The organism is Streptomyces sp. CG4 (assembly GCF_041080655.1).
Classification (GTDB): domain Bacteria; phylum Actinomycetota; class Actinomycetes; order Streptomycetales; family Streptomycetaceae; genus Streptomyces.
Genome location: NZ_CP163525.1, coordinates 896850 through 918358, shown reverse-complemented (window position 1 = coordinate 918358; position 21509 = coordinate 896850). Strand labels below are relative to the sequence as shown.

Below are 21509 nucleotides of genomic sequence, written 5' to 3'. Positions count from 1 at the left end.
GGTTCAGTGATGGTGGCTCGAAGCCACGCGGTAGAGGCGGGGCTGAACGTCGCTTGCGATGGTGGCCGCCTTGTCCATGTGGACGCGCGCCTCGGGGTTGGCGAGCATCGCGCGGTAGTGCTCCTCGCTCTCCCCCTGGGCGTAGTTGATGACGCGTTCGCCGTCGAGGGAGGCGTGGAAGTTGGCGCAGATGAAGCCGGGCTGGTGCTTCATCGTCTCTTCGATGGCACCGGCCAGCAGGTCGATCAGTTCGGCCTGGCGGTCAGGAGAGATGGTGAAGACGTTGATGAGCATGGTGACAGGGCGAGTGGTGTCGATGTGTGCCGTGACGGTCATGGGGCGGTTTCTCCTCTTGCTTTGACTGGATGATGTGCGGGTCCGCGTCCCTGCGGATGCACACGGAGATCCGGGTGGTCCAGAGGTGCGGCGGCCAGGATGCGCGCCGGGTGCCGGGGCCTGAGGAAGACGGCGATGCCTCCGCCTTCCGGTGCGTCGGTGGTGACCGTCTTCAGTAACTCGGCAGCGACGCCGGTGCCGCGGGCTGCGGTGCGGACGGCGAGTTCGTCCACTTCGAGGGCGCCGCACAGCCACTGCGCGGTGCGCTCGGGGCCGAGACCCGCGGCGGCCTCGGGGTAACAGCGGTCGGCGGGGAAGGGAGCCATGGTGGTCCAGGCGGTGCTGAAGCCGATGACCTCCGCCGCCATGAATGCGACGGCCGCGGTGAAACCGGGGCGCTTGACGTCGTCCGCCAGCCGACGGAGAAACGCGGCGGCTTGCTCCTCATCCTCGTTCCAGGGCGGGTTGCCGAAGGCGGGGACGGTGGACGGCTCGCCTTCACCTGCCACCCCGGCAGGAAGGGGCCTGTGCCGCCGGTTGCACCGATGCCCGGCGCTGGGAGCACCGTTGCGCGTCGGCGGCCTGTGGTCGCCCGGCCAAACCCATCGGAAGCCGCCGAAGCACACGAAGAGTGACCGTGGCCGACGGTCGGAAGCAGCGCCGGGAAGGACCGGCCAGTGCGAACGCACGGCCCCGGAATGCCTTGCTCTCCTCGGCCTGTCCTCCGTGTCAGCGGGCACGGCCCACGCCTTCAGCGATTGCCTGACCGCCCACGATCTCGGTCGCCCCGCCCTTGGCCACGCATCCATGACCGGCGGCCAGATCGTGGCCGACCGCCCGTCAGCACCGGTGGCCGCTGCTCAGGCTAACGGGCATCAGGTCCTCGCAGCAGTGGCGCCGTACGGATACCCAACCCCTTGCCCCGCCTGGACACCCACTCCATAAGCTGCGGATACCCGCAGGTCAGGCCGCGGGTATCCAGGCGATGCGCAGCTGGAACTCACCCGCGGGCGTTGCCCGGGGCGGGACGGCTACCAACCGGGGCGGCCACTGGCCGGTGACCCGTGCCAGTCGCATCGGCCACCGGTCATGGCCGGACAAGCGCCGGCCATGACCGGTCAGAGTGCTGCATATCCAGCACGTCGTCGGCCCGTCGAATCCGTCCGACAGCCGCCGTGTCCGCACGCAGATCACCGTGCATGTCGTCTCCCGAGAGACTCGCATGTCGATGCGGTCGCAGAGTAAGCAGGTGCTGGCAGGGGCACAACAAGGCTCGCTGTGCAGACCGACACCGGAGGGACCGCTTCACAGTGCAAACAGGTCCTTCGCCCCACCCGCAGCCGTCATAGCGTTCTGGTGCGCCATCGGCCACAGAGCACTGCATCTTCGGCCTCACGGGGAATTCATGCGTTTCCACCACAAGCTGGCCGCGACCGCACGTCGACGGGGCCGGATCGGGTCCTTGTCGGGTGATCACGGTGGGCACCAGGGCCTCTTTCGCGAAACGCGACTCCGCCCACTTCGCCAGCCCCCGGACCTGCTGCTTCGCGCCCGACCGGACCAAGCAGCAGGGGAAGTCGCCGTGCCCGCACGCGCGGCGGATCCTGACGCATCCAAAGCCGCCGCTCACGCTGCGGCCACACAAGTTGGGGAGAAAGTCTTGTACGGGAAGAAGGCAACCACTATGCGCCGCACCATCGCCACGACGGCCGCTGCGCTCGCGCTCGCCGGCGGCACGGCCCTCGGCGCCGCGAACACCGCGACCGCCGCCACCGTCCACGCCACGCCGGCCACAGCCTCGGCGCAGGCGTCCATACCCGCGTACGGGCTCACTGCGGGGCAGGTGGCCGCCGGCGCCCACACCAAGGTCCTGCACCGCGCGGCCAGCGGCGTGACGCCCGCGGCGGTGCTCCAGGGCGTCGTCGTGATCGACAGCCTCTACACGGTCACGCCCGGGCAGTGCCTCGACGCCGACGCCACCAACGGCGCCGACGGCACCAGAGTGCAGGCCTGGCGATGCAACGGGTCCGCGCAGCAGGAGTGGTACTCGTACAGCGACGGCAGCCTCGAGAACGTCAAGTTCCCGGGGATGTGTCTCGACGCGGACACCGGCGGGGCCGGCAATAACGGGACCAGGGTCCAGCTGTGGCAGTGCAACGGCTCCACGCAGCAGGACTGGTTCTTCCGCTCCGGCGACCTCGCCATGTACAACCTGCGGTTCAACAACAACCTGAACACCGTGCTGGACCGCAACGCGACCATCACCGGTGACGGGGCACCGGCGCAGCTGTGGCAGAAGAACTTCCAGTCGCAGCAGTGGTGGAAGCCCGTCCTCGCCTAGGAGCGTGGGTCAGTAACGGGCAACTGGCCGGGTAGTCGTGATCGGTCGGGTCGGCACGCCGGCCCGCCGTGCGGCCGGCGAGCTTGTCCGTCTGCGAGTGGATGGGCGGGGGCGTGTAGGCCGGGGGCCCTGGCTCGGTGAGGCGCGGTAGGCCGGGTCGTGTGCTTGGTTGGTCAGGTGGCCATGGCGGCGAGTCCGGCGGTTCCGGTGTGCCGGAAGATCTTGCGGAGGTTGTGGCAGGCGGCCAGCAGTCGCCACTCGGCGCGGGCGCCGTCCTCGCCGCGCAGGAGGAGTTGGCGGCCGTTCTGGCAGGTCATGATCTGTCCGAAGACAGGTTCGACGATGGCCTTGCGGCGACTGTAGGCGGCTTTGCCGGGCTTGGGACCGCAGCATGCGGGCCATCCGTTCCTTCAGGGTGGCGTTCGCCGGGATCCGTCCGCGTGGTGCGGGCGGGATCTGCTCGTCGTGGGCGAGTCGGCCGATGGCCATGAACGTGTCGGTCCTGCAGGCGAGTTGGCGGTCTTTCGCGGCCTGGAGGTTGGTCTCGGAGCAGTGGCCGGCATCCACCAATGCCTGCTTGGGGTCGGCGCCGGGGTTCGCCGCGGACTGGTTGAGCATGGTCGTGTAGTTCAGCGCGTCCGATGGGTTGCGGGTGACGTCGGCGGCGGTGATGACCTGGTGTGCCTCGTCCACGACGGCCTGGGCGTTGTAAGCCTGGATGTCGGCAGCGTCGCTGTTCTTCATGATCCGCGAGTCGGGGTCGGTGAAGTTGGCCTGCGCCTTGGGCTTGGGACGCGCCTTCTCCGCGGCGGCCTGCCCGGCATCGGTGACAGCCTGCTCGTTACTGCTGCCGGCACGCTCCTGCCTGCGGCGTTCCTTCTCCTCCGCGTGCTCGCGTGCCTTGGCGGCGGCTTCGGCCTCGATCTGAGCGCGGGCGGCCTGCAGCCTGGCCAGGCGCTCCTCGCGCCGGTCCAGTTCGGCAGGCAGGGCGACCTCCTTGCCGTCGGTGTCGAACCGCTGGTCTTCGGCGGCGTCGGTGGCTTCGGCGTCGGCCAGCAGAGCGGCGGCCTTGGCCTCCAACTGGGCGATCTCGGCTTCGATCCGCTCCTCCTTGTCGACCAGGCGGCCGTAGCTCATGGCCTTGTGCTTGGAGGCGTTCGCCTCCAGCTTGGTGCCGTCCAGGGCGACGCGGCCCATCTTGACCATGCCGAGCTTCTGAGCGAGGTGCAGGGACTGGGTGATCAGGTCCGCGAGGGCATCCAGATGACGGCGGCGGAACCGCGACAGCGACCGGTAGTCCGGGCTCTGCCCGGCGGCGAGATAGCGGAACGCGACATCGTCGACGCACTTGCGCTCGATCGCGCGCGAGGAGCGGACACCGGTGGTGTAGCCGTAAGTCAGCAGTCGTGCCATGAGCCGGGCCAGGTGATCCTGGGGCAACCAGTCCTCCAGCGAGGGTGGCATCAGCAGCATCTGGTCCGGCTCGAACGCCCGGAACCTCTTGTCCACTGCCGGCCGCGGTCCGGACTGCGGCCGCACGGTCGCCGCCGTGTCGATCTCGAACAGGCCATCCCCACCAGACATGTGAGGATCGTCCCATCCGGAAGATCACTCACTGAATCGGGGAAACCCGCGGTGCCTGGACCAGTCACCGGCGAGGACTGCCAGGATCTGCGTGTCGACCCAAGCACCCTGCCAGTGCAGTGCCTGACGCTTCGTGCCCTCGTGGACGAAGCCGACCTGCTCGTAGACGTGCCGGGCCCGTGGATTGAAGGCGAAGACCTCAAGTTCGACCCGGTGGACACCGACGGTCTCGAAGGCATGGGCAAGGATCAGCCGGGTGGCCTCGGTGCCGAAACCACGGCCGAAAGCGCGGGGCCCGACCAGGGTGATCCGGAACGAACATGACCGGTTGTCGGCATGCAACTCCTTCAGGACCGCCTCACCGACGTACTCACCCGTGGCTTGCTCGACGACCGCCAGATCCAACCGGTCGTCCTCCGCAGCTCGCGAGGAGTACCATTGCTCGGCGCGTTCCAAAGCCCCAGGCCGGACCTGCCCATGCGTCCCCGTCAGCCGACGCACCTCCGGCTCGTTCAACAGTTCCACCAGCCCAGGGGCATCGGCGGCAGTGACCGGCCGCAGCAGCACCCGCTTCCCGACCAGCGTGGGCTTGGCAGCGAACGAGAGCACGGGAGACGTCATGGCAGCGATCATGCCGAACGCGCAGCCGCCCAGGTCAGGTCAACGCATTATCCGCGAGAAACCAACCCAGGTTGAGCGTTACTGACCCACGCTCCTAGGCGGGCGGTGTGTCGCGGCGGGCGTCGTACGCGGCGCGGGCAGCGTCGATGTCTCCCAGGTGCATGGTGCTCCACTCCAGTAGAGGTGCGGTGGCTTGGCGGAGGGTCTTGCCCATCGGAGTGAGTTCGTAGCTGACGTGCGGCGGCATGACGTTGCGGACGGTCCGCGTGAGGATTCCGTCGCGTTCCAGGCTGCGCAGGGTGACGGTGAGCATGCGCTGGCTGATTCCGTCGATGGCTCGTTTGAGTTCGGTGAAGCGGCGCGGTCCCTGGCTAAGGTTGCGCACGACCAGCAATGACCATTTGTCACCGACGATGTCGAGCACTTCGCGGGTCCGGCACGGGTCCTCCTGCTGGGCTGGCCGCGACTCGCTGCCGGCTGTGCTCATGGTCACCTCCAGGGAACCGGGGCACCGAAATGTGCCTTATTGCTCAAGACATCGCAGGTGCACCACGATGATCTCGGTTCTTAAAGAGTACCGAGGCATGAATGGGAACTGCCTGCCTGTTCCCGCGCCTCCGCGCCCGGGAGAGGAAGACTGGCATGCCGACATTTCTGCTGGTGCACGGTGCTTGGCACTGCGGCCGGTGCTGGGAGCGAGTGGTCCCGCTGCTGGAGTTGGCTGGGCATCGTGTGTTCGCACCGTCGCTGACCGGCTACGGCGACAAGGCGCACCTGCTCAGTCCCGAGGTGGGGCTTGATACACACGTTGAGGACGTTGCCAAGCTTCTCCAGGAGGAGGACCTGACCGAGGTGGTACTCGTGGGTCACAGCTACGCGGGCCTGGTTATTTCGTCTGTGGCCAACGAGGTCCCGGAGCGGATCGCGCATCTGGTGTATCTGGATGCGATGGTCCCGGAGCACGGCGAGACCGCTGTCGACGTCCAGCCCATGACCCAGAACCTGATCGACCAGGCCGCGAAGTCCGACAGTGGCTGGCGCGTTCCGCCGCTGCCCGAGATGCCTGCGCCCTTCGGTCTGTTCGGGGTCACCGACCCGGTGGACGTCGAGTGGCTGAGCGCGATGCTCTCCGACCAGCCGGTGCGCTGCCTGCAGCAACCGGTCCGGCTGGACAACCCGGCCGTGAAGTTGATTCCGCGTACGCACATCCACTGCGTCGGCGTGCAGCCGGAAGGCATCACGCGGCGGCCCGTCCCCGCGATACAGCCCAATGGTTCTCCGGCACGGGTGTGGGAACTGCCGACCGGGCACGACTGCATGATCACCATGCCGGCAGAGTTGAGCGAACTACTGCTCAAGATCGGCCTTTACCATAGTCCGGCTGTCGAACAGCAGACCCAGCAGACAAGGTAACTGCTTCTGACCAGGCAGGAGTTTTCCTGGTCCGCCGGCTGGTCTGCGGGCTTTTGCGGGTCAGGCGCCGGTTCATCATGGTGATCCATGACCAGGCGACTGGCCCGGAAAGGCGCTACCCTCAGCCGGCCGAGGAAACCGACGCCAGCGGTTGGCTGATCACGCTCGGTCATCCCGAATGTTGATCAGAGCCGAACTACGCGGCCGTTGATACACCGATTGAGGCTGAACCCTGAACGTTTTCAGAGTGGCCACTGATCGGGTTACGGGGTCGACGTCCGCAACGGACGAGGCTCCTGTGCCGTTGAGAGAGGCGTTCGACGTCTCAACTCATCAGCGCAGGAGCCTCGTTGGTTCCCTATCCTGCCGTACTCGACCTGCCTCACGCTCTGGTCGAGTGGGTAACCATGCTCCTCGTCACCCGTGAGCGGTGATGGACCAGCCGATCACGCGGCGCGAGCAGATGTCGATGACCGTGGCCAGATACAGCCACGTCGAGCCGACGGCGATATACGTGATGTCGCCGTACCACCGGGTGTTCAACGTCTTCGCGGTGAAGTCGCGCATGAGCAGGTCCGGTGCGGGAGGGGCCGTCTTGTCCGCGATCGTGGTGCGCTTGATGCGGCGCAGGTGACGGCCGACGATCTGGTTGATGCACATCAGGCGCGTGACACGCTCGCGATTGATCTTCCGACCCCGCGAACGGAGCTCGGCATGGATGCGCGGGGCGCCGTAGGCGCCGTGGTGTTCGGCATGGATCTCGCGGATCTCGGCGACCGCGGCGGCCTGCTCGGCCTGACGCGCAGCGCGGGCCTGCGTGGTGGCCTGGTGCCGGTAGTAGCCGGAGCGGGAGACGCCGAGGACCTGGCATATCCGCTTCACGCCGAAGTCGGCACGATTGTCGGAGATGAAGTCCCAGCGGCGGGGGCTCACTTCACCTCCCGAGCGAAACAGGCGGCTGCCCGGCGCAAGATCTCCCGCTCCAGCTGCCACTCCTTCTCTGCCTTCAGCAGCCGCTGGTTCTCGGCTCGCAGCCGGGTCAGCTCCTCAGCCAGACTCTGCACGCTGCTGTCCGACGGCTCGGGCGCGGAGTGAACGGTGTCCTTGCGGACCCGCGTGCGCAGCGTCTCCCCGGTGATCCCGAGATCCGCAGCCACCGCCGCGTACGTGCGCTTGCCGCCGGACGCGCGGTACAGCGCGACGGCATCCTTCCGGAACTCCTCCGGGTACGGAGACTGGCGTCCCACCTGGGCATCCCTCCTGGACCATCAAGATCCATTGTCAGGGTGTCCACTCCAAAGGATCAGCCTCAGTCGGAGTGGAGGCGACGGGGCCGAACACCTCCGCCTGGTCGCGCAGCAGGGCCAAGTCCGCTATTGCCTCGCCGCCGTCGGCGAGCATGACCGCGAGATCGACCGCGATCCGGCCGGGGTCATGCCCGGTGTCACGCGGTCGCAGCCGACGCAGTGCGTCAGTGCACGCAGAAAGTGCCTTCCCGCTGTGATGACAGAGACCTTCGACAAGCCTCATCTTCCGAGCTCAGAAGGCACTTTCGCTTTTCCGATCAAGACTCGGACGCCGCCGCAAGTGAAACGCGCAGGCTCATACGCCAAAGTCAGTAGTCAGTGAGAAATTCGCGGCTCAGAGGTCCAGGACCAGCCGGTCACCTTGGCAGCGGGAGACACAGATCATCATGGTCTCCCCGGTCGCGCGCTCGTCAGCCGTGAGCAGTGAGTCGCGGTGGTCCGGCACGCCTTCCAGGACGTCCGTCTCGCAGGTCCCGCAGGTGCCCTCGGTGCAGGAGTACAGGACCTCGACGCCGGCCGCGTGGACGGTTTCCAGGACGGAGGTGTGCTCCGCTACGTTCAGGGTAAGGCCGGAGCGGGCCAGTACGAGCTCGAACGGGGCGTCAGGAGAGGCAGCCTGAGCCCGCGGCTGGAAGCGTTCCGTCTGCGGCTCCGGCCAGCCGTTCGCCGCGGAGTACTGCTCGACGGCGTCCAGGAGCGCGCCCGGACCGCAGCAGTAGACGGCGGTGTCCGGTTCCGGGGCACCCAGATAGGAGGCCAGGTCCAGCAGGCCGGCTTCGTCCTGCGGCCGGACGGCCACCCGCTCGCCGTAGCGGGTCAGTTCATCGAGGAAGGCCATGGAGTTGCGCGTACGTCCGCCGTAGAGCAGGGACCAGTCGGTGCCGGCCGTGTCCACCGCCCGCAGCATCGGCAGGACGGGGGTGATGCCGATGCCTCCGGCGATGAAGAGGTACCGGGCGGCAGGTCGCAGCGGGAAGTTGTTGCGCGGCCCCCGCACCCGTATGGTTTCGCCGGGCTGCAGCCGCTCGTGCACGAAGGCCGATCCTCCGCGGCCCTCGGGCTCTCGCAGTACGGCGATCCGCCACAGGTCCCGTTCCGCCGGGTCCCCGTAGATCGAGTACTGGCGCTCCAGCCCGTCGGCGAGGAGGAGGTCGAGGTGGGCGCCTGGCGTCCACGGGGGAAGGCCGCTGCCACGGAGAGTCAGAGAGACGACGCCGTCGGCCTCCTGGCGGCGGTCGGTGACGACGACGGTGTGGAGGTTCTCAGTCATCCGGTGCCTCGTTCGGGTGTCCTTCGGGGTGGGCCAGCAGCCAGGCCCACATCTCGACCGGATCGTCGGCCGTGTGGTGCGCGCCGCAGTGGCAGGTGCCGTGCAGCAGGTCGGTGCCGGGCTGCCAGTCGATGCGGTTGGTCGTGCCGCTGGAGGGGCCGGTCATTCGGCGGCCAGCCGGGCGAGGATGCGGCGGGCGGCGAGGCCGCCGGTGTCGATGTTGATGCTGAGCTCCTGGTAGCCGGTCGGCTCGCTGTCCAGGGCGCGCTGCAACAGGTTCAGGGCGTTGACGTCCTGCATCACCACCTGGTGGTTGAAGTCCCGCAGGAAGGCGGTGACTTCGTCGTCATCCGTCGCAAAGTCGCGGGAGACGGCCCAGAAGTCGTAGACCTTGCCAGGTGCGGAAGGGGTGATGGCGTAGGTGATCTCGGTGCGGAACACCGGCGCGTGCTGGCCGACCGGAATGATCCGGCTGTGCAGCAGGTAGAGGCAGGGGGCGAGGTACTCAATGTCCTGGAGGCGGGTGATCCGCCCCTCGATGCCCGTCGAGCGGGCGTAGAAGGGCGGGCACTCGGCGTCCATCATGTGGCGGGAGACCCTGACGATCCCGGCGCCCTCGTCGACCTCGGTGGTGATGGGGGTCTCGGCGACCTCCGGGGTGCCGATGCAGCCGCCGTGCAGGTAGGTCTCGTGGGAGAGGTCCATCAGGTTGTCGACCAGCAGTCCGTAGTCGCTGTGGATCGGCTCCATGCCGCAGACGGTGACCATGTCCGGGTCCGCCAGGTGCGGGGCGCGCGGGACCGACTTCTCGTCGGCCAGCGCCGCATCGCCGATCCAAACCCAGACGAACGAGTCGAGTTCCACCGCCGGATAGGCGGCGACCCGGGCGGCGCGGGGGATGCGCTGCTGGCCGGGGACGAAGACGCAGGTCCCGGTGGTGTCATAGGTGAAGCCGTGGTAGCCGCAGACGATCCGGTCGCCGTCCAGACGGCTCGCCGAGAGCGGGTAGCGGCGGTGAACGCAGCGGTCGGCGAGGGCGATGACGCGCCCGTCCTCCTGCGTGCGGTAGAGAACGATCGGTTCGCCGAGGATCGTCCGGCCGAGCAGTTCGCGGCCGATCTCGTTGCCGTAGGCGGCGACATACCACTGGTTGCGGGCGAATGCGGTGGACATGGGGCACTCCCGTCGCTGAGAGTTGGGGGTGCGACGAGGTTCGCAGGGCCGCGATATCACCCACAACGGGACTTCCGTCAGGTGGAAGTCCGTCCGAGGCCTCGGGAGATGCCCAGCCCGGCGACCCGGACGGCAGGCGCGAGCGCGCTCGGCGCGGCGCCCTCGACCGGCACCACGACGGACACGGAAGCCACCACCTGTCCCCGCGCACCTCGCACCGGCGCCGCCACCGACATGGCGTCAGCGGTGATCTGACGATCACTCACCGACAGGCCCACCCGGCGTACTTCGGCGAGAATCCGCCGCAACTGCACCGGATCGGTCACCGTGTACGGCGTGAAGGCGGTCAACTTCCCGGCCAGGTATCGCTCCTGGACCTCCGGGGCGCTGTGGGCCAGCAGCACCAGACCGACGCCGGTCGCGTGCAGCGGCCACCGCGCGCCGACCTCGGTACGCACACCCACGGCCGAGCGGCCCGAGATCCGCTCGATGTAGACGACCTCAAGACCGTCTCGCACCGCGAGTTGCACGTTCTCATGGGTGGCCTCGTACAGGTCCTCCAGAAATGGCATCGCGACCTCGCGCAGTGCGAGGCCGCGAGGGGCGAGGGAGCCGAGCTCCCACAGCCGCAGGCCGATGTGGTAGGTCCCGTCCGGGTCACGCTCAAGCGCACCCCATGCCGTCAGCAGCCCGACGAGACGGTGCGTGGTCGGCAGGGTGAGGCCGGCGCGCCGGCTGATCTCGGTCAGCGACAGAGCCGGGCTGGCATGCCCGAAGGCCGCCAGCACGGCGAGCAGCCGGTCGGCGGCCGAACGGGAGGCCTGGTCGGTCACGCGTAGAATCGGTAGACGGCCTGGGCGACGGCGGCGGGCTTGGGCTGACCGTCGATCTCGACGGTCAGATCGACGGTGACCTCCGCGCCGCCCTTGACATCGGCGACCGAGACGATCGCGCCATGGGCGCGGATCTTGGCGCCGACCCGGACGGGGGAGGGGAAACGAACCTTGTTGAGGCCGTAGTTGACGGCCATCCCGATGCCCTGGACCTCCAGCAGTTCGCTCCACAGCGGGATGAGCAGCGAGAGGCTCAGGTAGCCGTGGGCGATGGTGCCGCCGAAGGGGCCGGTCTTGGCGCGCTCGACGTCGACATGGATCCACTGATGGTCGTCGGTGGCGTCGGCGAAGGTGTTCACCCGCTCCTGGGTGATCTCCAGCCACTCGCTGTGGCCGAGGTCGGTGGCGCCGAGTTGGAATAGTTCGGCGATGCCGTTGACGGTACGGGACATGGGGAAGCCTCTCTGTTGGGGTCCAGGGGTCAGCGCTGCACGTAGGCGGCCCGGAGCGGGGCCTTGAGCAGCTTTCCCGCGCCGCTTCGCGGGAGGGCCTGGGCGAAGACCACCGACTTGGGGATCTTGTAGCGGGCGAGCCGCCCGCCCAGGTGGGCGGTGAGCTCCTCGGCGCTCGCCTCGGCGCCGGGCCGCAGGACGACGACGGCGCGACCGACCTCGCCCCATTTCTCGTCGGGCACGCCGAAGACCGCGCACTCCGCGACGGCCGGGTGCTCCAGCAATGCATCCTCGACCTCAGCCGGGTAGACGTTCTCGCCGCCGGAGATGAACATGTCCTTCAGCCGGTCCACCAGCCGGATGTAGCCCTCGGCGTTCACCGCGGCGATGTCGCCGGAGCGGAACCAGTGACCATCGCGGAAGGCGGTGGCGTTCTCCGCGGGACGGCCCCAGTAGCCGGGCGTGACATTGGGCCCGGCGACCAGCACCTCTCCCGGCTCGTCCACCCCGACCGGATCGCCGAACGGGTCCAACACCCGTACGTCCGTGAAGAAGTGCGGTACGCCCGCCGTTCCGGCGTGGGCCAGCGCGTCCTGACGGTCGAGCAGCAGGACGCCGGGTGAGGCCTCGGTCATTCCGTAGCCCTGGACGAAGGCCAGGCCCCGGTCGAGGTAGCGCCGGATGGTCCGGGCCGGGACGGGCGCGCCCCCGCAGAGCAGGTTGCGCAGGCTGCTGAGGTCGGCCTCCGCCCAGCCGGGCTCGGCGGCCATCGCGTCGTACATCGTGGGGACACCGAACAGGCAGGTGATCCGGTGGCGTTCGATCAGCTGGAGGGTTCGAATGGGGTCGAAGGCGGACTCCAGCACGACCGTGCCGCCCTTCAGCAGGGTGGGCAGGCAGGTCATGTTGAGTGCGGCGGTGTGGAACAGCGGCGCGCTGACCAGGGCGACCTCGTCGGTCGAGAGGTCTACGTCGACCAGGACGTTGAGGCTGTTCCAGACGATGTTGCCATGGGTGAGCATGGCACCCTTGGGGCGACCGGTGGTCCCCGAGGTGTACATGATCATGCACAGGTCGTCCGGACCGACCGGCATGTCGAGCGGCTCGACGCAGGCTTCGGCCAGAAGCGCCTCATAGGACTCGCCCTCGGCCTCCAACAGCTCGGCATCCCCGGCGAGTTCGGCAGCATCGGACCGACGTGCCGTCAGCAGCAGGCTGCTGCCCGAGTCCTGGAGCTGGTAGCGAAGCTCAGGCACGGCGAGGCGGGTGTTGAGCGGGACGAAGACCGCGCCGAGCTGCCCGGCGGCGAACAGGGCCTCCAGGAAGGCGGGGTGGTTCGGCCCGAGGAAGGCCACGCGATCGCCGTGCCGCACGCCGCGTGTGCGCAGCAGGTGGGCGAGGCGGGTGGCACGGTTGTACAGCTCGGCGTAGCTGGTGGCGCGCTCCTCGTGGAGCAGAGCGGTGCGGTGCGGGGTCTTGCGGGCCCGGCGGGCGGGCCAGGACCCGATGCCTTGGTTCTGCAACGCGGGACTCCCTTGTCTGGCGTCACTGCTGCTTGTCGAGGCCGAGCAGCCGGGCGGCATTCTCCTTGAGGATCTTCGGACGGACCTCGTCCTTGACAGGGAGCTTGGCGAAGTCGGCGAGCCAGCGGTCCGGGCTGATCAGTGGGTAGTCGGAGCCGAACAGCACCTTGTCCTTGAGCAGGCTGTTGGCGTACTGCACCAACTGTGGCGGGAAGTACTTCGGGGACCAGCCGGACAGGTCGATGTACACCTGCGGCTTGTGGGTGGCCACCGCCAACGCCTCGTCCTGCCAGGGGAAGGAGGGGTGGGCGAGGATGATCGGCATCCCGGGGAAGTCGACGGCGACGTCGTCCACCAGCATCGGGTTGGAGTACCTGAGCCGGATGCCGCCACCGCCGGGTGCGCCGGCTCCGATCCCGGTCTGGCCGGTGTGGAAGACGGCGATCGCGCCGGCCTCCTCGATGGCCTCGTACAGCGAGTAGGCCATCCGGTCGTTGGGGTGGAAGGCCTGGACGTTGGGGTGGAACTTGAAGCCCCTGACCCCGTACTCGTCGACCAGCCTGCGGATCTGCCGCACGGCCATCTTCCCCTTGTACGGGTCGACGCTCGCGAAGGGGATGATCACATCGGGGTTCTCCCGTGCCGCCTCCGCGACCTCCTCGTTGGGGACGGCCGGGGTGCCGGTGGCCGCCTCGGCGTCCACGGTGAAGACCACGCAGGCCATCCTCCGCTCGCGGTAGTACACGGCGATCTCCGGCAGGGTCGGGCGGCGGCGCTCCGCCTTGAAGTACGTCCCGGCGGCGGTGTCCAGCTCCTCGGAGAGCGACCCCTGGCCGCGCGAGGACACCTCGGCATGCGTATGGACGTCGATGGCGACGAGTTCGTCCACGTTCATCGGGCGGACTCCCATCAGATGCGGGGCGCCGGGATGCCGTAGGTCTCCGGCACGCGCCCGACGGAGACCGGCCAGGCGGCGGCGATGGCGTCCGCGTTCCAGCCGCCGTCAGCGTAGGCGACGGAGAGTTCCTGCGGGTGCGACCACAGGGCCAGCTTGTCACCGCCGATGCCGATGCACTGCCCGGTGACCTCGGCGGAGGCGTCGGAGGCGAGGAAGGTGATCAGCGGGGCGACGTCCTCCGGCGTGCCGAAGCCCTCGCCCTTGCGCAGGCTGTCGGGCAGCGGGGTGCCGTGCTGCTCCAGGGCGTCGACGTGCGGGGCGAAGGCGGGGATGGTCTTGGTCATCGCCGTGGCCGCGACGGGGATCACGGCGTTGGCGGTGATGCCGGCCCTGGCCAGCTCCATCGCCCAGGTGCGCACCATGGCGGCGATGCCGGCCTTGGCGGCGGAGTAGTTGGTCTGGCCGAAGTTGCCGCGCTGTCCGGCGGGGGAGCCGGCGACGATGATCCGCCCGCCCTCGCCCTGCTCGCGCATCCGCTCGACCGCGGCCCGGACGCAGGTGAAGGTGCCGCGCAGATGGACCTGGACGACGGTGTCGAAGTCCTCGTCGGTCATCTTCCAGAGCACCCGGTCGCGCAGCACGCCCGCATTGGTGACCATGACGTCCAGCCGCCCGAAGGCCTCGACGGCGCGGGCGACCAGGGCCTCGGCGGCCTCGGTGCTGCCGACGGCGGCGACCTCCGTGACCGCTCGGCCGCCGGCGGACTCGATCTCCTTGACGGCGGCGGCCGCCGCATCCGCGTCGACGTCGTTGACCACGACGGCCGCGCCTGCTGCGGCGAGGGCCTTGGCGTAGGCGAGTCCGAGGCCGCGGCCGCTGCCGGTGACGACGGCGACCTTGCCACTCAGATCCATGGGACTGCTCCTTGGCTGGGGTTGTCGGTGGGCTCAACTTAGGCAGATTTCTATCGGCCGTCAATGAATCTGCCGAATATTTGGATGCCTCCGCACAACCGCCGCCCGGGCGCCCTACGCTGTGCCCGTGACCAGTCCCGATCTCGCCCCGCGTCCCCAGTCGCTGATGCTCAGCTTCTTCGGCATCCATGTGCTCGGCCAGGAGATCGCCCTGTCCTCCGCCTGCGTGATCGACGTGTTCGCGAGGATCGGCGTCACCGAGGAGGCCGTTCGCTCGACCCTCACCCGCATGGTCAACCGCGGCCTGCTGGAGCGGCACCGCCAGGGCCGGAAGATGTACTTCGCGCTGACCCCGCGCGCCGTCGCCGTGCTGCAGGACGGGCACGACCGCATCTGGCACACCGGCGCGGTCAACCGCGACTGGGACGGCCAGTGGACGCTGGTCGGCTTCTCCCTTCCCGAGGCCTGGCGGCGCGAGCGGCACGATCTGCGCTCCCGGCTGACCTGGGGCGGTTTCGGGCCGCTGCAGAGCGGCCTGTGGGTCGCGCCCGGCGTCGTGGACGTCAACGCGCTGCTGGAGGACCTGTCCCTCGCCGCTCACCTCCGGGTCTTCCGCGGCACGGTCCTGGAGCCGACGGAGGTCGCGCAGGTGGTGGAGTCGGCCTTCGACACCAAGTCGATCGCCGCCGAGTACCACGCCTTCCTGGATCGCTGGAGCGAGCCTGACGCAGGTGGCGCGGATCCGCTGGGCGGGCAGCTGCTGCTGCACACCGACTGGCTCGAGCTGGTTCGTCGCGACCCGCACCTGCCCGCCGAGCACCTGCCCGCCGACTGGCCGGCGATCCGCGCCGAGGAGCTGTTCCACACCCTGGCCCAACGCTGCGCCGCCGCCGCGCGGGCGGAGGCCCGGCGAGTCCTGGACGCGATCCCGGCGCACTGACGCGATCTCCCGCGATGTCGATCCAAGGCGCCGCGATCGGTCAATCTTGGGCATTGTCTTGACCGTCGCCAAAAAATCGCCCTACATTCGACGGGCTCTCAGCCCGCGCCGGCGCTGCCGCTGAGGCACTTCCCCAGCTCCTTCCGAACCCACCTCCGAGAAGGACCACCCCGCCATGCGCACACGCCTCGCGCGTCGACTCACCGTCGCCTGCACCGCCCTCGCCCTCGCCGCGGCCCCCGCGGTCGCGGCCCACGCCGACACCACGACCGTCCACCGCACCGGCACGCTCGCCGACGGCGCCACCTGGGTCGCCGACATCCCGGCGGACTGGAACGGCACCCTGCTGCTGTACAGCCACGGCTTCGGACCCACCCAGGCCGCTGACGCCCCCAGCTCGGCCGCCGCCTCCGCACTGCTCGCCGAGGGCTACGCGCTCGTCGGCTCCTCCTACGACCCGAACGGCTCCTGGTGGGCCCTCGGCAGCGCGGAACGCGACCAGTTCCAGACCATCGACGCCTTCACCGCCACCGTCGGCCGCCCGACCCGCACGATCTCCGTCGGCCTGTCCATGGGTGGCCTGATCAACGCGCAGATCGCCCGCGACTCGTACGGACGGGTGGCCGGCTCGCTCGGACTGTGCGGACTGGTCGCCGGCGGTGTCGACCTGGACAACTACCAGCTCGCCGCCGAGACCGTCCTCGCCACGCTGCTCGACCCCGCCGACCGGCTCAGCCTCACGAACTACCCCAGCCAGGCCGCGGCCGCCGCCACCGCGAGCACCTTGACCAACGCCGTCAAAGCCGCGCAGACCACCCCCCAGGGCCGCGCCCGCATCGCGCTGGCGGCGGCCTACCTCAACCTGCCGGACTGGGCCCCCGGTCAGAACCCGCCGGCCGGCGACGACGCGGCCGGCCAGGAGGCGCAGCAGTACGACTGGCTGGCGGCCGGACAGCTCAACTTCATCATCACCGGCCGCTACTCGATCGAACAGGCCGCCGGCGGCGACAGCGGTTCCACCGCCGGACTGAACTGGCACTCCCTGCTGGCGAGTTCACCCCACCGCGCCGAGGTCCGCGCCCTCTACCAGGCCGCCGGTCTCGACCTCGACGAAGACCTCGCCACCCTCCACGCCGCCCCCGCACACCAGCCGGACCCGGGTGCGACCGCTTGGATGGAGTGGACCTCCACCGCGGGCCAGGGCCTGGACGTGCCGCTGCTCGACATCCACACCACCGCCGACCAACTGGTCCCCGTCGAGCAGGAGAACGCCTTCGCGGCCCGTGTCCGCGCCGCCGGCGACGGCGCGCTGCTGCGCCAGGCCTACGTCGCCCGCCAGGGCCACTGCAACTTCACCCCCGACGAGGTCCTCGCCGGCCTGCACGCCGTGGTCCGCCGGATCGACACCGGGCACTGGGGGGACACCAGCGCCGCGGCCCTGACCGCCGACCGGCCCGCCGGAACCACGGCCTTCGTCACCTACCGCCCCGCGCGCCTCGTCACCCGCTGACGCACCCCCTCGCCAGCCGGCGCCCCCCACCACTTCCCCGGAGCCGTCATGTCCGCACCCACGCGCACCTCCCCGCCCGAGACGAGAACCGCCGACCGGCTCGCCACCGGCACCCTGATCGCCTGCTGTCTCGCCGTCTGTCTCGCGCAGATCGGCGTGGCCGTACCCGCCACCCTCAACGGCCTGTTCCAGGAGCACCTCCACCCCATCGGCTCGCAGCTCACCTGGATCTCCGACGCCTTCCTGCTCCCCATCAGCGTCCTGGAGCTCACCTTCGGCGTGCTCGGCGACCTCTTCGGTCGCAAGCGTCTCCTGGTCGGCGGCGCGCTGCTGATGGTCGCCGGTGAGGCCGTGGCCGCGACGGCCAACGGCGTCCACCTGCTGTGGGTCGGCCAGGCCCTGGCCGGTCTCGGCGCGGCCGCGCTCTTCCCGACCACCCTGGCCATGGTCGTCGCCGGCACCCGAAGCCACGGCGACCGCGCCAAGGTCATCGCCCTCTGGGCCGCCTTCCTCTCCACCGGCGGCGCACTCGCGCCCCTGCTCGGCGGGCTGACCGGCAGCTACGGATCCTGGCGCTGGTCCTTCATCGTGGTGGCGATCCTGGCCGCTGTCAGCGCCCTGGTGAGCCAGCTCACCGCACACAACTCCAGCTCCCCCGAGGGGCGTTCCCTCGACCTCGGCGGCCAGCTGACCATCGGCGTCGGCCTGTTCGCCCTCCTCTACGCCGTCATCCAGGGCCCCACCGACGGCTGGGGCTCGGCGCCCGTCGTCGTCACCTTCGCGCTGGCCGCCGTCTGCCTGGTGCTGTTCGTCCTCGCCGAACGGCGGGCCGCCTCACCGCTGCTCCGCCTCGACCTCTTCACCAACCGGCCCTTCGCGGTGGCGTCCGTGGTGGCGGTGGTCGGCATGTTCGGCTTCCTCGGCACGGCCTACGCCACCAGCATCCGGCTGGGCCCCATCCAGCACCAGAGCCCGCTGCGCACCTCCGTCGCCTTCCTGTTGCTCAACGGCCTCACCCTGGTGATGACCCCGCTCACCTCCCGGCTGCTCGCCCGTGTCCCGGCCCGCCGTCTGCTGGCGATCGGCCTGATCCTGATCGCAGCCGGCGACTTCTGGGCCGCCGCGCTGCCCGTCGACGACCGCGCGCTGACCTCGCTGGTGCTGCCGCTCGGCCTGGTCGGCGTCGGCTTCGCCCTCACCGTCTCCTCGATCACCGCCACCGCCGTCAACACCGTGCCGGCCGCCCTGGAGGGCATGGCCAGCGCCACCACCAACCAGCTGCGCGACTTCGGCTTCACCCTGGGCCCCGCCATCATCGGCGCGATCGCCCTCAGCTCCGCCGCCTCCCGCTTCAACACCGCCCTCGCGCACTCCGCCCTGCCCGCAGGCGCCAAGGCGGCAGCCGGCGAGGTAGCGGCGGCGGCCGGCCCACTGGCCGTCAACTCCGTCCCGCCCACCTCCCCGCCCGGCCAGGCCGCACCCCTGGCCCTCGACGCCCTCGGCCACGGCTACTCCATCGGCTTCCTGGTCTGCGGCAGCGCCGCCCTGGCAGCCTGCCTCCTGGTCATCCTCGCCCTGCGCGGCGGCGAGCTGCGAAAGGAGTCATGACAGGGCGCGCCAGGCCTTGGACAGGGCGTGGCGAAACTGGTCGACCTGTCGTTCCGTCAGATGTGCCGATCGCCGAGAGGATCCAAGCCGCCATGAGCACCTTCGAGATCGAGCCCGGCCGCCTGTTCATCGGCGGGCAGTGGCGTGAGTCGTCCAACGGCTCGCGGACCGAGGTGATCGACCCGTCCACCGGTCGGGTGGCCACCACCGTCGCCGAGGCCGGCGCGGCCGACGTCGACGCGGCGGTGCGTGCCGCCCGGGAGGCTTTCGAGCAGGGCCCGTGGGCCGCGATGAGCGGGCGCGGGCGCGGCCGGATGCTGCACCGGATCGCCCAGCTGATCCGGGAGAACGCCGACGAGCTCACGGCCCTGGAGAGCCTGGACGTCGGCAAGCCCGTCTCACTCTGCCGGCCCGTGGACGTCGAGACCGCCGCCGACCAGTACGAATACTACGCAGCCCTCGCCCAGACCCTGGACGGAGCCACCCGCGACACCCCGCTCAACGCCTTCGCCTACACCCGGCGCGGCCCGCTCGGCGTCGTGGCGGCCATCACCCCGTTCAACTTCCCGTTGATCCTGTCCAGTTCGAAGATCGGACCGGCTCTCGCAGCCGGCAACACGGTCGTCCACAAGCCGGCCGACGAGACGCCGCTGAGCGCCCTGTTCATGGCGGGCCTGTTTCACCGGGCAGGCCTTCCCGACGGCGTCGTCAACGTCGTCACCGGCGCCGGACCGGTGGCCGGTGAGGCACTGCTCAGGCACCCCGGAATCGACAAGGTCGCGTTCACCGGCTCGACCGCGATCGGCCGGCACGCCGCGAGCGTGGCAGGCGAGGCACTCAAGCAGGTCACCCTCGAACTCGGCGGCAACGCGGCCCATCTCGTCTTCGAGGACGCTGACCTGGACAAGGCGATCGGCGCCGTCATCAAGGCGTTCGTCTTCAACACCGGCCAGTTCTGCATGGGCGGGCCCCGGCTGCTGGTCGCCAGGCCGCTGTACGAGACGGTGCTCGCAATCCTCGCGGAGGCCGTCCCCGGCGTCCCGGTCGGCGACCCCCGGGACCCGGCCACCGTGGTCGGGCCGATGGCCGGCGACCGGCACCTGAAGAAGGTCGAGGAGTACGTGGCACTCGCCCGCCACGACGGCGGTCGAATCCTGTGCGGTGGCAAGCGCCTGGAACTGAACGGCGGTTACTACTACCCGCCCACCGTCATCGCCGACTTGTCCAACGACTCCCGGGTGGTACAGGAGGAGATCTTCGGCCCGGTCCTGACCGTCCAGCCCTTCGAGACCGAGGACGAGGCGGTGGAACTCGCCAACAGCACTCGCTATGGCCTCGCCTCCGGGATCCAGACCACCGACCTCGCCCGCGCACACCGCGTCGCCGACCGCCTCCAGGCGGGCATCGTGTGGATCAACGACTGGGCGATGCTCGACCCCGCCGTCCCCTTCGGCGGCGTCAAGGACTCCGGCTTCGGCCGGGAGTACGGCCCCGAGGCGCTCGCCTCCTACACCAAGGCCAAGTCCGTCGTCGTCTCCCTGGACTGACGCCTCACCACTTGCCCCCGCCCACCGCTTCGCACCAAGGAGCTCCCAGCCATGCCCACCACCCGCGCAGCCGTCGTCGAGTCCGGCGGAGCACCGTTCGTCCTCACCGACGTCGAACTCGACGAGCCCCGACCCCATGAGGCCCTGGTGCGGATCCGGGCAGCCGGGCTCTGCCACACCGACCTCGGGGTCGCCGCCGGAGCCCTGCCGTTCCCGCTGCCCGGGGTCCTCGGCCACGAGGGCGCGGGCGTCGTCGAGGTGGTCGGCTCGGCCGTCACCGGCATCGCGCCGGGCGACCATGTCGTCCTGTCCTTCACCTCCTGCGGCGGCTGCCGCAACTGCCGCGACGGCCATCCCGCCTACTGCGCCGACTGGCTGCCGCTGAACCTCATCGGGGGCTGTCGCAGCGACGGCAGTGACACCATCATCCGCGACGGCGCCGCCCTCGGCGGGCACTTCTTCGGCCAGTCATCCTTCGCCCACCTCGCCCTGGTAGAGGAACGCAGCCTGGTGAAGGTCGACCCCGATGTCTCCCTTGAGCTGATCGCGCCCCTGGGCTGCGGAGTTCAGACCGGCGTGGGCGCCGTGTGGAACGTGCTCCGGCCTGAGGCGGGCAGTACCCTGGTCGTGCTCGGCGCCGGCGCGGTCGGACTCTCCTCGATCATGGCGGCGGCCCTCACCCCCGCGACCACGATCATCGCCGTCGACAGGGTGCCCGAGCGCCTGGCACTCGCCTGCGAACTCGGCGCCACCCACACCGTGAACACGGCCGAGGCCGATCTCACCGAAGCAGTCTTGGATCTGACTGACCATCATGGAGCCGACGGCATCGTGGAGACCACCGGCAACATCGCCGTTATCCGCAAAGGCGTCGATGCCCTCGCGTCCCGGGGCACCCTGGCCGTCGTGGGCGCCCCACCCTTCGGCACCGAGGTGTCCCTCGACGTCAACGCCATGATCCCCGGCCGGAAGGTGGTCGGCCTGACCCTTGGCGACACCGAGACTCAGACCTTCATTCCCGCCCTGGTCCGCCTGATCCGCGACGGCCGCCTCCCCCTCCACCGCCTGATCAGCCACTACCCATTCGCCGACATCGACCAGGCCGTCCGCGATATGACCGCCGGCAAGGCCATCAAGCCGGTGCTCACTTTCTAACTCTTGCGGTCAACCGGCAGCGACGGGAAGCGACCGTTTGTAGCGCCTTCCCGTTACGGATCAGCGCCCGTAGAACATTCACCC

18 protein-coding genes and 5 pseudogenes are annotated in these 21509 nt (G+C 69.6%); 8 read left to right on the top strand and 15 right to left on the bottom strand.

Annotation, left to right across the window (positions count from 1 at the left end):
• Positions 1-3 precede the first annotated feature (3 nt).
• Both AB5L52_RS04290 and AB5L52_RS04285 read right to left on the bottom strand, forming a co-directional pair.
• Positions 4-336: a putative quinol monooxygenase gene (locus AB5L52_RS04290; RefSeq protein ID WP_369362673.1), complete on the bottom strand. Its 333-nt coding sequence runs from the start codon at positions 334-336 to the stop codon at positions 4-6.
• 80 nt (positions 337-416) lie between these two features.
• A pseudogene (locus AB5L52_RS04285) lies at positions 417-818 on the bottom strand (GNAT family N-acetyltransferase); the annotation flags it as partial.
• 1202 nt (positions 819-2020) lie between these two features.
• Here AB5L52_RS04285 and AB5L52_RS04280 point away from each other — a divergent pair.
• The gene (locus tag AB5L52_RS04280; protein WP_369362672.1) at positions 2021-2677 is read left to right on the top strand and encodes an RICIN domain-containing protein; all 657 of its coding nucleotides are present in this window, start codon (positions 2021-2023) and stop codon (positions 2675-2677) included.
• Between the two features lie 173 nt (positions 2678-2850).
• Here the strand turns inward: AB5L52_RS04280 and AB5L52_RS04275 are convergent.
• From AB5L52_RS04275 to AB5L52_RS04265, 3 genes and pseudogenes are all read right to left on the bottom strand, one after another.
• A pseudogene (locus tag AB5L52_RS04275) lies at positions 2851-4234 on the bottom strand (transposase).
• A gap of 51 nt (positions 4235-4285) precedes the next feature.
• Positions 4286-4882: a GNAT family N-acetyltransferase gene (locus AB5L52_RS04270; protein ID WP_369362671.1), complete on the bottom strand. Its 597-nt coding sequence runs from the start codon at positions 4880-4882 to the stop codon at positions 4286-4288.
• A 94-nt stretch (positions 4883-4976) separates the two neighbouring features.
• Positions 4977-5369 (bottom strand): helix-turn-helix domain-containing protein, encoded by a 393-nt coding sequence (locus tag AB5L52_RS04265; RefSeq protein WP_351576389.1) that lies wholly within the window; start codon positions 5367-5369, stop codon positions 4977-4979.
• A gap of 155 nt (positions 5370-5524) precedes the next feature.
• Between AB5L52_RS04265 and AB5L52_RS04260 the strand changes: the two genes are divergently transcribed.
• Positions 5525-6295, top strand: coding sequence for an alpha/beta fold hydrolase (locus tag AB5L52_RS04260; RefSeq protein ID WP_369362670.1), 771 nt, complete (start codon positions 5525-5527; stop codon positions 6293-6295).
• A gap of 350 nt (positions 6296-6645) precedes the next feature.
• Positions 6646-6723 (top strand): annotated as a pseudogene (locus AB5L52_RS04255) (IS5/IS1182 family transposase); the annotation flags it as partial.
• A 4-nt stretch (positions 6724-6727) separates the two neighbouring features.
• Here AB5L52_RS04255 and AB5L52_RS04250 read toward each other — a convergent pair.
• The 10 genes and pseudogenes from AB5L52_RS04250 to AB5L52_RS04205 form a co-directional block, all read right to left on the bottom strand.
• Positions 6728-7542 (bottom strand): annotated as a pseudogene (locus tag AB5L52_RS04250) (IS3 family transposase); the annotation flags it as partial.
• A gap of 64 nt (positions 7543-7606) precedes the next feature.
• A pseudogene (locus tag AB5L52_RS04245) lies at positions 7607-7780 on the bottom strand (IS1380 family transposase); the annotation flags it as partial.
• A 156-nt stretch (positions 7781-7936) separates the two neighbouring features.
• Positions 7937-8872 (bottom strand): PDR/VanB family oxidoreductase, encoded by a 936-nt coding sequence (locus tag AB5L52_RS04240; RefSeq protein WP_351031807.1) that lies wholly within the window; start codon positions 8870-8872, stop codon positions 7937-7939.
• On the bottom strand, positions 8865-9038 hold the full coding sequence (locus AB5L52_RS04235; RefSeq protein ID WP_351031809.1) for a hypothetical protein: 174 nt from the start codon (positions 9036-9038) through the stop codon (positions 8865-8867). Before AB5L52_RS04235 ends, AB5L52_RS04240 begins: the two co-directional genes overlap by 8 nt.
• Entirely contained in the window at positions 9035-10045 is a 1011-nt protein-coding gene (locus AB5L52_RS04230) for a Rieske 2Fe-2S domain-containing protein (protein ID WP_369362669.1), read from the bottom strand. Before AB5L52_RS04230 ends, AB5L52_RS04235 begins: the two co-directional genes overlap by 4 nt.
• Positions 10046-10122: 77 nt before the next feature.
• Complete coding sequence (locus tag AB5L52_RS04225; protein WP_369362668.1) at positions 10123-10878, bottom strand: IclR family transcriptional regulator; 756 nt, start codon at positions 10876-10878, stop codon at positions 10123-10125.
• Positions 10875-11330 (bottom strand): MaoC family dehydratase, encoded by a 456-nt coding sequence (locus AB5L52_RS04220; protein WP_369362667.1) that lies wholly within the window; start codon positions 11328-11330, stop codon positions 10875-10877. Before AB5L52_RS04220 ends, AB5L52_RS04225 begins: the two co-directional genes overlap by 4 nt.
• Before the next feature lie 29 nt (positions 11331-11359).
• Positions 11360-12853, bottom strand: a complete 1494-nt coding sequence (locus AB5L52_RS04215; protein WP_369362666.1) for a long-chain fatty acid--CoA ligase — start codon at positions 12851-12853, stop codon at positions 11360-11362.
• A 22-nt stretch (positions 12854-12875) separates the two neighbouring features.
• Entirely contained in the window at positions 12876-13748 is an 873-nt protein-coding gene (locus AB5L52_RS04210; protein WP_351031817.1) for an amidohydrolase family protein, read from the bottom strand.
• A 14-nt stretch (positions 13749-13762) separates the two neighbouring features.
• On the bottom strand, positions 13763-14665 hold the full coding sequence (locus AB5L52_RS04205) for an SDR family oxidoreductase (RefSeq protein ID WP_369362665.1): 903 nt from the start codon (positions 14663-14665) through the stop codon (positions 13763-13765).
• A gap of 127 nt (positions 14666-14792) precedes the next feature.
• Here AB5L52_RS04205 and AB5L52_RS04200 point away from each other — a divergent pair, with 127 nt between their 5' ends.
• From AB5L52_RS04200 to AB5L52_RS04180, 5 genes are all read left to right on the top strand, one after another.
• Positions 14793-15605 (top strand): PaaX family transcriptional regulator C-terminal domain-containing protein, encoded by an 813-nt coding sequence (locus AB5L52_RS04200; protein WP_351031822.1) that lies wholly within the window; start codon positions 14793-14795, stop codon positions 15603-15605.
• Positions 15606-15780: 175 nt separating this feature from the next.
• On the top strand, positions 15781-17115 hold the full coding sequence (locus AB5L52_RS04195; RefSeq protein WP_369362664.1) for an alpha/beta hydrolase: 1335 nt from the start codon (positions 15781-15783) through the stop codon (positions 17113-17115).
• Positions 17116-17163: 48 nt separating this feature from the next.
• A complete protein-coding gene (locus AB5L52_RS04190; protein ID WP_369362663.1) occupies positions 17164-18723 on the top strand; it encodes an MFS transporter in 1560 nt (519 codons plus the stop codon).
• A gap of 92 nt (positions 18724-18815) precedes the next feature.
• On the top strand, positions 18816-20270 hold the full coding sequence (locus tag AB5L52_RS04185) for an aldehyde dehydrogenase (RefSeq protein WP_369362662.1): 1455 nt from the start codon (positions 18816-18818) through the stop codon (positions 20268-20270).
• 51 nt (positions 20271-20321) lie between these two features.
• Positions 20322-21425, top strand: coding sequence for an NAD(P)-dependent alcohol dehydrogenase (locus tag AB5L52_RS04180; protein WP_369362661.1), 1104 nt, complete (start codon positions 20322-20324; stop codon positions 21423-21425).
• Positions 21426-21509 lie beyond the last annotated feature (84 nt).